11 protein-coding genes are annotated in these 13,124 nt (G+C 68.6%); 4 read left to right on the top strand and 7 right to left on the bottom strand.

Translation table 11 applies throughout. From position 1 onward, the window contains the following. Nucleotide 1: 1 nt before the first annotated feature. The gene (locus LRQ07_RS09235; RefSeq protein WP_256534417.1) at nucleotides 2-1,453 is read right to left on the bottom strand and encodes a glycerol-3-phosphate dehydrogenase/oxidase; all 1,452 of its coding nucleotides are present in this window, start codon (nucleotides 1,451-1,453) and stop codon (nucleotides 2-4) included. Further along, on the bottom strand, nucleotides 1,450-2,028 hold the full coding sequence (locus LRQ07_RS09230) for a TetR/AcrR family transcriptional regulator (protein WP_256534416.1): 579 nt from the start codon (nucleotides 2,026-2,028) through the stop codon (nucleotides 1,450-1,452). Before LRQ07_RS09230 ends, LRQ07_RS09235 begins: the two co-directional genes overlap by 4 nt. Nucleotides 2,029-2,048: 20 nt before the next feature. Between LRQ07_RS09230 and LRQ07_RS09225 the strand changes: the two genes are divergently transcribed. From LRQ07_RS09225 to LRQ07_RS09215, 3 genes are read left to right on the top strand one after another with little or no spacing between them, the layout of a single operon-like run. Further along, on the top strand, nucleotides 2,049-3,671 hold the full coding sequence (locus tag LRQ07_RS09225) for an FAD-binding oxidoreductase (protein WP_256534415.1): 1,623 nt from the start codon (nucleotides 2,049-2,051) through the stop codon (nucleotides 3,669-3,671). A 1-nt stretch (nucleotide 3,672) separates the two neighbouring features. Next, nucleotides 3,673-4,578, top strand: a complete 906-nt coding sequence (locus LRQ07_RS09220) for a YegS/Rv2252/BmrU family lipid kinase (protein ID WP_256534414.1) — start codon at nucleotides 3,673-3,675, stop codon at nucleotides 4,576-4,578. Beyond that, complete coding sequence (locus LRQ07_RS09215; RefSeq protein WP_256534413.1) at nucleotides 4,571-6,202, top strand: GMC family oxidoreductase; 1,632 nt, start codon at nucleotides 4,571-4,573, stop codon at nucleotides 6,200-6,202. Before LRQ07_RS09220 ends, LRQ07_RS09215 begins: the two co-directional genes overlap by 8 nt. A gap of 110 nt (nucleotides 6,203-6,312) precedes the next feature. Here LRQ07_RS09215 and LRQ07_RS09210 read toward each other — a convergent pair whose 3' ends face one another. From LRQ07_RS09210 to LRQ07_RS09195, 4 genes are all read right to left on the bottom strand, one after another. Next, a complete protein-coding gene (locus LRQ07_RS09210; protein WP_248540745.1) occupies nucleotides 6,313-8,457 on the bottom strand; it encodes a 3-hydroxyacyl-CoA dehydrogenase NAD-binding domain-containing protein in 2,145 nt (714 codons plus the stop codon). A gap of 8 nt (nucleotides 8,458-8,465) precedes the next feature. Further along, a complete protein-coding gene (locus LRQ07_RS09205; RefSeq protein ID WP_256534412.1) occupies nucleotides 8,466-9,671 on the bottom strand; it encodes a thiolase family protein in 1,206 nt (401 codons plus the stop codon). Between the two features lie 73 nt (nucleotides 9,672-9,744). Continuing rightward, nucleotides 9,745-10,938, bottom strand: a complete 1,194-nt coding sequence (locus LRQ07_RS09200; RefSeq protein WP_256534411.1) for a ribonuclease D — start codon at nucleotides 10,936-10,938, stop codon at nucleotides 9,745-9,747. Further along, the gene (locus tag LRQ07_RS09195; protein ID WP_047519441.1) at nucleotides 10,931-11,512 is read right to left on the bottom strand and encodes a DUF3000 domain-containing protein; all 582 of its coding nucleotides are present in this window, start codon (nucleotides 11,510-11,512) and stop codon (nucleotides 10,931-10,933) included. The genes LRQ07_RS09200 and LRQ07_RS09195 overlap by 8 nt, the downstream gene beginning before the upstream one ends. A gap of 25 nt (nucleotides 11,513-11,537) precedes the next feature. Between LRQ07_RS09195 and LRQ07_RS09190 the strand changes: the two genes are divergently transcribed. After that, nucleotides 11,538-12,692, top strand: a complete 1,155-nt coding sequence (locus LRQ07_RS09190; protein ID WP_256534410.1) for an alpha/beta hydrolase family protein — start codon at nucleotides 11,538-11,540, stop codon at nucleotides 12,690-12,692. Here the strand turns inward: LRQ07_RS09190 and LRQ07_RS09185 are convergent. Further along, nucleotides 12,676-13,107 carry a SufE family protein gene (locus LRQ07_RS09185; protein WP_232761797.1) on the bottom strand — a complete coding sequence of 144 codons (432 nt, stop codon included), beginning with the start codon at nucleotides 13,105-13,107 and terminating at the stop codon, nucleotides 12,676-12,678. The genes LRQ07_RS09190 and LRQ07_RS09185 overlap by 17 nt on opposite strands. Between the last annotated feature and the right edge of the window lie 17 nt (nucleotides 13,108-13,124).

The raw sequence follows: 13,124 nt of genomic DNA, 5'->3' as shown, positions 1-13,124 counted from the left end.
TTCAGCCGAGGTCGGCGAGCGTGTGCGCGACGATCGGTGCGATGATCGGTCGGCAGCGTTCGCGATCGGCGGCGACGAGACCGATGCGCGTACGGCGATCGAGCACGTCCTCGACGGTCAGCGCCCCCTCGACGCGCACCGCGAAGTCGACCTCAGCATGGGTCAGGCCGGTGGACGCGTCGATCACCTCGTCGGAACCGGCGACCACTCGGTCGACGAGCCGGAGCGAGGAGGTTCTGCTGGGCGATGCCGGCAATGCGCGAGTGCGGACGGCGACATCGACCGCATCCTCGGCCATTCTCCGATAGGTCGTCAGCTTTCCGCCGAGCACGGTGATGAAGCCGTCGTCGGCCGTCGTCACCAGGTGCTTCCGCGAGACGTCCGCTGTCGTATCGGCCCCCCTATCCACGAGGGGGCGCAGTCCTGCGAAAGCGCCGAGCACCTGTTCACGCCGGATCGGCATGGCGACGACGCGGTTGAGGCTTGCCAGAAGGAACTCGATCTCGTGCTCGGTCGGCTCGGCGACCTGAGGCACCGGACCCGGTGCGTCTTCGTCCGTGAGGCCGATGATCATGCGGCCGTGAGCCTGTGGCAGGGCGAAGACGTAGCGACTGATCGATCCCTCGTGCGGAATGGTGAGCGCGGCCGTCGGGTTTCCGAGGTCGGCGGCGTCGAGGACGATATGGGTTCCTCGGCTCGGCCGCACATGGATCGACTGGTCGAGCCCTCCCGCCCACACCCCCGTCGCATTGATGACGGCGTGCGCGCTGATCTCGAACCGCTCGCCGGTGATCGTCTCCTCCACGGATGCCCCATCGCCGCGCAGGGCGACGGCGCGGACCCGGGTGAGGATGCGGGCGCCGAGTGCTGCTGCTGTCCGGGCGACGGTCGTGACGAGCCTGGCGTCGTCGACGAGCTGGCCGTCGTAGGACAGCATGCCGCCACGGAGGCCTCGTGGATCCAGTGCGGGCACCAAGCGGGTCGCCGAGCGGGCCGACACGAACGAGGGGGCGGGGAGGACCGCGCGGGGCGTACGCGCCCGCATCCGAAGCAGGTCGCCCATTCCCATGCCCACCGCGCCCGCGACGCGCTGACGCAGCGAGATGCCCGATGCGAACGGGAGGAGTTGTCCGAGCGGGTGGATCAGATGCGGGGCGATCGTCGTCAGGAGCAGATGCCGTTCGAGCGCGCTCTCCTTCGCTGTCTCGAAGTCACCGGTGGCAAGGTAGCGCAGTCCGCCGTGTACGAGTTTCGAGCTGAAGCGGCTGGTACCGAACGCGAGATCCTCCGCCTCGATCAGGGCGACGCGAAGCCCGCGGGATGCCGCATCGAGAGCGACGCCCGCGCCGGTGATTCCGCCGCCGACCACGAGGACGTCGACCTTCTCCTCCGCGGACCGCGCCAACTCCACTCGTCTTCGCGCGACGTTCAGTGCGGACGACTCGGACATCATGGCCGGAGCAGCCCGTCGAGTGCCGCCCGCAGTTCGCGTTCCCACGCGTCCTCGGAGATCAGCTCCGACACGGTCCCATGCGACAGCACCGCGGATTGGGCCACGAGCAGGAGCATCACCGCGATCTCCGAGGGCGGCGCCGGGCGGACCAAGTCCTGAGCCTGCGCGGTGTCGATCGCGGTGGTCAGCCACTGCAGGATCAGGCGCTGGCTCGATCCCACCCGTTCGAGCGTGTATCGGGTGAAGGCTTCGGGTTCATCCGCGAGCAGGCGCGCGAAGAGCGGGTCGCGGCGGAAGAGGGCGGTGAACAGCAGGATGTCGTCGACGAGCGCCGCACGGGTGTGCACTCTGGCGGGGAGCGCGCTCAGGATGCGTTCGACCCTGCGCAGGAGCGTCGAGCGGACGACATCGTCGGCGTCAGCCCAGTTGCGGTAGATCGTGGGGCGGCTCAGCTCAGAGCGACGCGCGAGCTCTGCGATCGTGACACCTCGGACGCCGCGCCGTTCGAGGAGGTCGTCGGCGGCATCGAGGATCCGGGTCTGTGTCGCATCACTGAGAGGTTGACGTTCTTCCATGATGTGTCACACTGTAACGCATGGCGCAACGAGATGTCGTGGTCGATGCGGACCCGTCGATGAGATGGAACGGCTGGGGTGATCCGGCGAAGGCGAAGGACCTGCCGCTCGCCGTGCGAGCGTTGCTTCCGATGCTGCTCGGGCGGGTACGCAAGCCCGAGCCCGCCGTGGAGCTGGCACATGTGCAGTTGGCACCCTCACGGTTGACCGATGAGGACCATGCGGCCTTCTGCACCGCGGTCGGCCCGGAGAACGTCGATGCCGCCGCCGAGGCGCGTATCCGTCACGCCGGCGGGCGGTCGACACCGGACCTCCTCCGGCGCCGCGAGGTCCATCAGGACGCGCCGGACGCCGTCCTTCGTCCCGCGGATCATGCAGAAGTCCGAGCGTGCCTCGACGTCGCCGTCGCACGGGGGATCGCGGTGATCCCGTTCGGTGGCGGTACGAGTGTCGTCGGAGCGCTGGATCCCGAACGGGGCCCGCACCACGCTGTCGTGAGCCTCGATCTGCGACGCCTGAGCGGTCTGATCCGGCTCGATGAGATCAGCGGGGATGCGGTGCTGGCGGCGGGAACGACGGGGCCGGAGGTGGAGGCGCTGCTGTCTGCGCGCGGATTCGAGCTCGGCCACTTCCCCCAGAGCTTCCGCTACGCCACGATCGGAGGATTCGCGGCGGCGCGGTCGTCGGGGCAGAACTCCGCGGGCAACGGGCGCTTCGACACGATGGTCACCGGGATCAGGGTGGCGACACCCACGGGTGACATCGAACTCGGACGCTCTCCGGGGTCCGCGGCGGGGCCCGACCTGATCAGGATCTTCCTCGGTTCGGAGGGCATCTTCGGTGTGATCACCGAGGTACGGGTGCGTGTGCGCCCGATCCCGCACGACCGGATGTTCGAGTCGTGGTCCTTCCCCGACTTCGCGAGCGGTGCCGAGGGACTCCGCGGGGTCGCCCAGCAGGGTGGCGGCCCCACCGTCATCCGACTGTCGGATGAGGCGGAGACCGCGGTGAGTCTCGCCCAGGTCGGCAGGATCGGCAAGGCCCTCGCGAAGGGCGCGAGCGTGGTGACGGTCTACGAAGGAGAGGATATCGCCGAGCGGCGCGCCCGGACAGGAGCCCGACTCGCTGCCGCTGGAGGGGTCTCTGCGGGCGAAGGGCCGGCCGAGGAATGGCGGAAGGGCCGATTCGACGGCCCCTACCTGCGCGATTCGCTGCTCGACGCCGGAGTCTTCTGCGAGACGCTCGAGACCGCGACGACCTGGTCGAACCTGCAGGCGCTGCGTTCGGCCGTCGAATCGGCGCTCAAGGCCGGCTTCGCCGACGTCGGTGCGAAGTCTTACGTCATGTGCCATGTGTCCCACATCTACCCGAGCGGGGCGTCGCTGTACTTCACGGTGCTCGCCGCTCTCCGTGCAGAGCCGCTCCGGGTGTGGGACGCAGTGAAAGCGCGCGTCAACGATGCGATCATCGACTCGGGCGGGACCATCAGCCACCACCATGCGGTCGGCAGGGATCATGCGCCTTGGCTCCGTCAGGAGATCGGCGAGACCGGCATCCGCATCCTCTCCGCCATCAAGCGCGAACTCGACCCCGCCGGTGTCCTCAACCCCGGCGCTGTGCTCCCTCTCGAGGGGATGCACTGACGTGTCCGAGCACATCGCCGTGCTCGCGAACCCGTACGCAGGCAAAGGCCGAGGCGAGCGGGCGACCGAGATGGCCGTCCGACTCCTCCGGGAGCGCGGCGTCGACGTGCGCACCTACGCGGGCGTCTCGGCAACGGATACCGCCCGGCTCGCCGTCGCCGCGCTGGCGGATGAGCCGCGTGTCCTCGTGGTCGTGGGGGGTGACGGTACGCTCTCCGGCGTGCTCGACACGGTGTGCGACGCCGCCGTCCCCATCGTCCTCGTGCCCGCGGGCACAGGCAACGATCTCGCCCGGGCGCTCGGGCTCCCGCGCGGAGACGCCCGGGCTGCCGCCGAACTCGCCCTCACGGGCGTGCCACGAGCGATCGATGTCGGCGTGGTCCGCACCGCGGAGGGCAGCCGGAGGTTCCTGACCATCGCTGCGCTGGGCTTCGACGCGAAAGTCAGTGATCGCACCAACCGGCTCCGCTGGCCGCACGGCGCGCCGCGTTACTACCTCGCACTGCTCATCGAGCTCCTGCGACTGACGCCGATGGACTTCACGCTCGCGGTGGACGGTGAACCCGCCAGGAGGTCGCCGGGCACGCTCGTCGCGGCCGGCAGCACCTCCAGCTACGGGGGCGGGATGCCGATCTGCGCCGGGGCTGTGCCGGACGACGGGTTCCTCGACATCGTTCATGTCGCTCCGCTGGGCCGACTGCGCCTGCTGCGGCTCTTTCCGCTGCTGCTCCGCGAAACGCATCTCGCCCGCCCTGAGGTCGCGCACCGTCGCGCGCGGGCGGTCACGGTGTCGGCCCCGGGTCTCGTGGTCTACGCCGACGGCGAGCGGATCGGCGAGGATGAGTGCACGATCTCGGTGATTCCGGGAGCGCTCACGATGATGGTGCCGAAGGAGGGCGATGACTGAGTTTGACGAAGATGTCGTGGTCGTGGGTTCCGGATTCGGCGGTTCCGTCGCCGCACTGCGACTGGCGGAGAAGGGTTACCGTGTGCGCGTCTACGAAGCGGGGCGTCGCTTCGAGGACGACGACTTCGCGAAGACCAACTGGAACGTCCGCCGGTACCTGTGGGCACCGGCCCTGGGCTGCTACGGGATCCAGCGCATCCACCGACTGCCGCATGTGATGATCCTGGCCGGGGCAGGCGTGGGAGGCGGATCGCTCAACTACGCGAACACGCTTTACCAGCCCGGATCGGCCTTCTTTGCGGACCCGCAATGGCGCGGTATCGCGGAGTGGGAGACGGAGCTCGCACCGCACTACGCCACGGCGAAGAGGATGCTCGGCGTCGTCGAGCACTACCCGCATACGGGGCCTGTGGAGAGGATCATGGCCGGTGCCGCGGAGGACCTCGGCGTCGGCGACACCTTCCGGCGCGCGCCGGTCGGGGTCTGGTTCGGAAAGCCGGGGGAGCGCACACCAGACCCCTTCTTCGGCGGCGAGGGCCCCGATCGCACCGGATGCACCCTCTGCGGGAACTGCATGGTGGGTTGTCGTGTCGGCGCGAAGAACACACTGATGAAGAATTACCTCGCTCTCGCGGAACGCCGCGGGGTCGCGATCGAGGCGCTGCGCACGGTCAGCGAGGTGCGGGAACTCCCCGGCGGGGGATTCGCGGTCACGACACAGCGCAGCGGGGCGTGGCTCCGGCGCGCGCGGAGGACGGTGACCGCCAGGCAGGTGGTGCTGGCGGCCGGCACGTGGGGCACGCAGCAGCTCCTGCATCGGATGAAGGAGTCCGGCGCACTGCCGCGGATCTCGGGGTCGGTCGGCCGTCTCACTCGCACCAATTCGGAAGCGCTGGACGGCGCGGTCGCCACGGACGTCCCGGAGTCTCTCCAGCTCGCTCGCGGCGTCGCGATCACGACCTCGTTCCACATCGACGAGCGCACGCACGTCGAGAACGTCCGCTACGGGCCGGGCTCGAACCTGATGGGGGCGCTGGCGACCGTGATCGTCCCCGGAGGGCGGCCGCTGGGGGTGCGGCTGCGCAGCCTCGTCGCGCAGGTGCTCCGCTCCCCGCTGCGGCAGTTCCGTCTGGGGAGCCTCCGGCGCTGGAGTGAGCGGGGGATCATCGCGCTGGTGATGCAGACGGCGGACAACTCGCTCACCCTCTCGCTACGCCGCCGCTTCGGTCGCCTCGTGATGACGAGTGCGCAGGGTCACGGATCGCCGAACCCGAGCTACCTGCCCCAAGCTCACACCGCGGCTGCGGCGATCGCCGCGCGGGTCGAGGCCGAGGGCGGGGTGCCCGCATCTCCGCGCGGATCCTGGCCGGAGGTGTTCGGCATCCCGCTCACGGCGCACTTCCTCGGAGGTGCCGTGATCTCCGCATCGCCGGCACACGGGGTCATCGACGCGTATCACCGCGTCTGGGGGCATCCCGGGCTGCACGTCGTCGACGGTGCCGCTGTGCCCGCCAATCCCGGGGTGAACCCCTCGCTCACGATCACCGCGCTTGCGGAGAGGGCACTGTCGTACTGGCCTCGCTACGGTGAGGTCGACGGCCGACCGGTTCAGTCCGCCGGTTGAGCCTCGGCGACGGGAATCTGCGGTGCCACGTCATCGCAGAACGGACGACGAAGCGCCCCACCGGATTCGCTGGGAATCCCGTGGGGCGCGTCGCGTGATGGTGTTCGCGGTCAGCGGCTCTCGACGCCGCGGATCTGCGGAGTGTGGAACGAGCTGCCGAAGGCCCGCTCGGACGCTCCCTCACGGTCGAGGTACGGCGAGGCGCCCCCGTCGATGAACGGCCAGCCGGCGCCGAGGATGAGGCACAGATCGATGTCCTCGACCTCGGGCACGACGCCTTCGTCCAGCATCAGCTTGATCTCCTGTGCCAGGCCGTCCTGAACGCGCTGCAGGATGGTCGCTGCGGAGGCAGGGGTCTTGCCGACCGCCGGCTTCAGCACCTTTTCGGCCTGCTTGGTCCAGCCGATGACGCGTCCGCCCTTGTCCTTCTCCACGACCGCGTCGAGTTCCGCGAGCGCATGGAAGTTCTCGTTGGCGTAGAACCGGTCGGGGAAGGCGTGGACCATCGTGTCCTGCACGTGGGCGGCGACCTTCCACCCGACCAGGTCGATCAGCTGGAACGGCCCCATCGGGAGACCGAGCGGGCCGAACGCCTTCTCGACGTCGGCGATCGGCGTGCCCTCGTAGACCGCGCGGGCCGCCTCGCCCATGACCTTGGCGAGCAGTCGGTTCACGACGAAGCCTGGCGCGTCGGCGGTGAGTACCGCGTTCTTGCCGAGATTCTTCGCGACGACGAAAGCCGTCGACAGCGCGGCATCGTCCGTCGCCGGTGTCTTCACGATCTCGATCAGCGGCATCACTGCGACCGGGTTGAAGAAGTGGAAGCCCACGAGACGCTCGGGGTGCGCCAGCTTGGAGCCGATCTCCTCGACGGACAGCGACGAGGTGTTGGTCGCGAGGATCGCGTCCTCGGCGATGACCTTCTCGATCTCGCCGAACACCTGCTGCTTGACGCCGACCTCTTCGAACACGGCCTCGATCACGAAGTCGCAGTCCGCGTAGAGGCTCTTGTCGGTGGTGCCGGTGACGAGCGCGCGCAGCTTGTTGGCCGAGTCGGCGTCCAGGCGTCCCTTCGCCTCGAGCTTGCCGATCTCCTCGTGGATGTACGCGACGCCCTTGTCGACGCGCGCCTGGTCCAGGTCGGTGATGAGCACGGGCACCTGTAGCTTGCGCACGAACAACAGCGCGAACTGGCTCGCCATGAGACCGGCGCCGATGATGCCGACCTTGGTGACCTTCTTCGCGAGCTGCTTGTCCGGAGCGCCGACAGGACGCTTCGCGCGCTTCTGCACGAGGTCGAAGGCGTACATGGACGCCGCGAACTGATCGCCCGTGACGAGTTCGGCGAGCGCCTCGTCCTCGCGGGCGAAGCCCTCTGCCTTGGTTCCGGCTTTGGCCTTGTCCAGCAGGTCGAGTGCGGCATACGGCGACTTCGGCACGGTGCCGATCTTCGACTCGAGCATCCCGCGTGCCATCTTGATGGCGATCGGCCACTTGGTGAGGCGTTCGATCTTGCCGGGCTCGTTCTTGCGCTCGACCTTCTTGCCGCCGAGAACGGCGTCCGCCCACGACAGGGAGTTCTCGAGGTAGTTCGCCGCGGGGAAGATCGCGTCGAAGATGCCCAGATCGAATGCCTGCTGAGGCTTGAGCATGCGGTTCTGCTTGAGCGGGTTGGAGATGACGACCTCGAGCGCGTTCTCGATGCCGATCAGGTTCGGCAGGAGGTATGCGCCACCCCAACCGGGGATGATGCCGAGGAAGACCTCGGGCAGGGCCACCGCCGCCGCCGATGCGTCGACCGTGCGGTAGCTGGAGTTCAGAGCGATCTCCAGGCCACCGCCGAGGGCGAGGCCGTTCACGAACGCGAACGACGGCACACCGAGATCGCCGAGCTTGCCGAGCACCTTGTGGCCGAGCTGCGCGATCAGGCGGGCGTTGTCACGCGAGCCGACCTTGCTGATGTCGGACAGATCGGCGCCGGCGGCGAGGATGTACTGCTTTCCCGTGATGCCGACAGCCTGGATCTCGCCCGCGGCCGCTCGTGCCGTGAGAGCGTCGAGTGTTTCACCCAGCTGAGTGAGGGTCGCCGGACCCAGCGTGTTCGGACGCGTGTGATCACGGCCGTTGTCGAGGGTGATCAGGGCGAGCACCTTGCCGGAGGCGAGACGGATGTCGCGCACGGGCGACTGCGTGATGACCTCGCCCTCGGTGAGCGCCTGGATGGGGGAGAAGTCGATCTCGTCGTAGTTGGTCACAGTGGCGCTCACTTCTTCTTCTTGCCGTCGTAGTGCGGGTTCTCCCAGATGACCGAACCGCCCTGACCGAGGCCGACGCACATGGCGGTCAGACCGTAGCGGACATCGGGGCGCTCAGCGAACTGGGCCGCGAGCTGGATCATCAGACGCACCCCGGACGCCGCGAGCGGGTGCCCCAGCGCGATCGCGCCGCCCCACTGGTTGACGCGGGGGTCGTCGTCGGCGATGCCGAAGTGGTCGAGCAGAGAGATCACCTGGATGGCGAACGCTTCATTGAGCTCGAACAGGCCGATGTCGGCGATCGTGAGTCCGGCCTTCTTGAGGGCCTTCTCGGTCGACGGGATCGGTCCGATCCCCATGATCTCAGGCTGCACACCGGCGAAGGCGAACGAGACCATCCGCATCTTCGGCGCGAGTCCGAATTCCTTCACCGCTCCGCCCCCGGCGAGCAGCGACATCGTCGCACCGTCGGTGAGCGGGGAGGAAGTGCCGGCGGTGACGCGCCCGTGCGGGCGGAACGGTGTCTTGAGGGACGCGAGATCTTCCATCGTGGTCTGCGGGCGGCGGCCCTCGTCCTCGGTCGCGAGACCCCAGGCGCCATCCGGACCCTTGGTGGCGACCGAGACGAGGTCGGGCTGGATCTTGCCGGCGTCGTACGCTGCCTGCACCTTGTGCTGGCTGAGCATCCCGAACCGGTCCGAGCGCTCCTTCGTGAGGTGCGGGAAACGGTCGAAGATCCGCTCCGCGGTGACGCCCATGTTGAGCGCGCCGGGATCGACCATCTTCTCGGCGACGAAGCGCGGGTTCGGGTCGGCGTTGCCACCGATGGGGTGGTGGCCCATGTGCTCGACGCCGCCGGCGAGGGCGAAGTCGTACATGCCGACGCCGATCGACGCCCCCATGGTCGTCACGCTCGTCATCGCGCCTGCACACATGCGCTCCACCGCGAGACCGGGCACGGTCTGCGGAAGGCCGGCGAGGATCGCCACGGATCGCCCGAGCGTCAGCCCCTGGTCGCCGGTCTGGCTCGTCGCCGCGATCGCGACATCGTCGATGCGGTCGGCCGGCACGGCGGCGTTGCGCTCCATCAGGCCGATGGTCGCCTTGACGGCGAGGTCATCCGCGCGGGTGTTCCAGTACATGCCCTTTTCGCCGGCGCGCCCGAAAGGGGTGCGTACTCCATCGACGAAGAAGACGTCCGAGATCTCGGCCACTCTGCCTCCAAGTTAGTGCGTGGCCTCAGTCTACGAAGCCCGTGAAAACCGGGAGGAATCGGTTGGATCGAACCTACGAAGCGGTCGCGGGGGTCCCGTCGGGCGTTTGCGCGGCTTCTACAAAGGCCGCAGCGATCTTCTGTGCAGTCTGTGCAATCTGCCAGGGGCGGGCGCCCAGTGCGGCCAGTGCAGCGCCGATCTCCTCCGGAGTCTCTCCCGGCAGCTCCCAGGCCACGCGGCGCAGATACTCCGGCGTCAGGAGGTTCTCCGTCGGCATCCCCAGCTCTTCGGCCGTGGCCTCCACGACGGGTCGCGCAGCCTTGAGTCGCGCATCCGCTTCGGGGTTCCGGTCTGCCCACGCGCGGGGCGGGGGAAGGGTGTCACTCGGCACGCGCTCACGGGGGAGGTCTTCCGTCGCCCTGCCCTCGACGATGGCCTGCCACCAGCGGTCGAGCTGTGTGCGACTGGCGCGCCCCTGGAACTCCTTGACGCCGGCCAGAGCCTGCTTCGACGGCGGGTTCGCCATCACCGCGGCCACCAGGGAGCGGTCCGGCACGAGTCGTCCGGGCGAGACGTCCTGGTCCTGCGCGTATGCCTCGCGGGCTTGCCACAGAGAACGGGCGACCGCGAGGTTACGGGCACCGCGCACCTGATGCAGGCCGCTGAGTCGGCGCCACGGGTCTTCTCTCGGGGGTTTGGGTGCGCGTGTCAGGGTGGCGGCGAACTCCTCCGCCGCGATCTCCGTCTTGCCCTGCTCCTCGAGCTCCAGGACGAGGGCATCCCGGACATCGATCAGATGCAGGACGTCGAGAGCGGCATACTCCAGCCAGGAGTCCGGAAGCGGACGCGTCGACCAGTCGGCGGCGGAATGCTCCTTCTTGAGTGTGATGCCCAAGGTGTCCTCGACGACCGCCCCGAGCCCCACGCGCTCGTGACCGAGCAGGCGGGAGGCGAGTTCGGTGTCGAAGATGGTCCGCGGTTCCAGGTGGAGCTCCCGAAGGGACGGGAGGTCCTGACTCGCGGCATGCAGCACCCACTCCAGGTCGCCGATCGCGTCCTGGAGCGGAGCGAAGTCACCGATCGCCGGTGGATCGAACAGGAAGACCCCCGCGTCGCGACGGAAGACCTGCACGAGGTAGGCGCGTTGCGAGTATCGGAAGCCGGACGCGCGCTCCACGTCCACGGCCACGGGCCCGGTACCGGCGGCGAGCACGGCGCACGCCGCGCGGAACTCCCCAGCATCCGAGATCACGGAGTATTCAGTCACGTACAGCCTTTCGCGCGCCGATCACGGCGATGCCCTCGGAGCCGGGCGGAAGTCCCGCCAGCATTCCGACCAGCTCGGCCCATGCTTCGACGTGGGGTCGGAACGGGCCTTCCGGAGTCCAGGACGCCCGCAATTCTATCTGGGCTCCATCGCCCTCGATGGCGAGCCCGCCAAATCCCTTGGACAGTGTCTTGGTCGAGGTGCCCGATTCCGAGTGGTAGACGGCCTGGCGGGAGTCGAGCGCATCGACCAGCCACGACCACGTCACATCGGCCAGGAGGGGGTCGGTGCCGATCTCGGTCTCGAGCGGGGCCTGCGCGAAGATGACGATGCGCCAGGAGCCGCCCCATGCCCCTGGTTCCTCCGGATCGTGCAGCAGGACGAACCGGCCGGTGCCGTACACGGACTCGCCGTCACCCTCCGGGCGCACATCGGCGGCGAGGGCGATGGCGAAGGGCGCGAGGCCCTGCGGTGTGGCGATCTCGCGCACCGTGATGTCATCGCGGAACTCGGTCGCGCGCAGTTCGGCCACGGCGCTCTCAAAGGGCGTCCCGGCTTCGGGGGGTGCGGTCACGGCAACAGGCTAGAGTCAGGAAGCGATGAAGAGTCTCAGGCACGCCGTTACCCTCCTTGTCCCCGCCCTGTTCGCTTTCGGGGCGGCGTTCGCTCTCGTCGTGTTCGCCGTGGCTCGGCGAGTGGTCACCCCCATGCGTCGCGCGACCGACACCGAGATCCTCGCCGTCGACACCGGCGCACAGACCATCGAGCTGCAGCGCACTCTCGACACCGAGCTTCCCGGTCGCTACGGCCTGTTCACGACGGGCACCTACGGCTATGTCAAGCTCGGCGCCGTGCTCAGCGCGGACGCGGGGACGGTGCGTCGTAAGCTCCTCACACAGATCGAGCCCGGTGCTCGCGTCGACCGCGCCGCGGCCTTCAGCGGCTACTACTACTCCTCGCCGAGTGAGCTTCATCTGCGGTGGGAGAACCTGCTGATCGGTTCGCCCGCGGGGCCGTGCCCGGCCTGGTACTTCCCGGCGTCGTCGAAGACCTGGGTGGTCCAGGTGCACGGCCGTGGGGCGACACGCGCCGAGTGTCTCCGTGCGGTGCCGGTGCTGCATGCCGCCGGCCTTCCCAACCTCGTCGTGTCCTATCGCAACGACGGCGAGGCCCCGCGCACGAAGGCGGGTGCGTACGCCCTCGGTGCCTCGGAGTGGCGTGACGTCGATGCCGCGATCGCTTATGCGTTGCGGCACGGTGCCGAACGCGTCATCCTGATGGGTTGGTCGATGGGAGGTGCAGTGTCGCTGCAGGCAGCGGTCACCTCCGGGCATCGCGACCGCATCGCCGGGATCATCCTCGAATCACCGGTCGTCGACTGGCGCACGGTGCTGAGATTCCAGGCGAAGCTCGCCCGCGTGCGGGCGCCGCTTCCGGAGCTGGCCATGGGAGCGCTGCAGATGCCCCTCACCGCACGCCTCAGCGGAGCGGATGCACCGATCCCGTTCGACCGGTTGGACATGGTCGCTCGTGCGGACGAACTCACCGCGCCGGTGCTGATCCTGCACAGCGACGACGACGGATTCGTGCCGGCGGATTCCTCACATGCGTTGCAGGAGGCGCGCCCCGACCTCGTGACCATGCCGCGGTTCACGGTCGCCCGCCACACGAAGCTGTGGAACTACGATCAGGTCGGCTGGACGACCGCGATCACGGACTGGCTCGAGGCTCAGGGCCTCACCGCTTCTGAATGACCTGGTTCTTCGCGCGCATGAGCATTCCGGTCATGCCCCCGATCCGCAACGGCGACACGGCCTTGGTGAGTCCGATCGACTGCGGGTAGTCGTTCGGTATCGCGAGCACCTCATCGGTGGTGAGGCCGGTCAGGCCCTGGACCAGGATGCTCGCGAACCCACGCGTGGTCGGCGCCTCGGGCGGCGCTGAGGCGTGCATGGTGACGATGTCGTCGTCGACCTCGACGTGGATATACACCGGCGACTGGCACTCGGCGACCCGTTCGTACATCTCCGGGTGCGCCGCGACCTCTTCGGACACGTCGGGAAGCTCGTCCGAGAACTCGAGCAGCAGCAGGAGACGGTCGGCTTCGGGAATCTCCAGGAATCCGTCGCGGATGTCGGCGAGGGCCTCAGGAACGTCGCTTGTGCTCATCCCTGTCATTGTCACAT

Source organism: Microbacterium sp. J1-1 (genome assembly GCF_024498615.1).
Taxonomy (GTDB): Bacteria; Actinomycetota; Actinomycetes; order Actinomycetales; family Microbacteriaceae; genus Microbacterium; species Microbacterium aurugineum.
The sequence above is the reverse complement of the archived record's forward strand: the minus strand, read 5'-3'. Positions and strand labels throughout refer to the sequence as shown.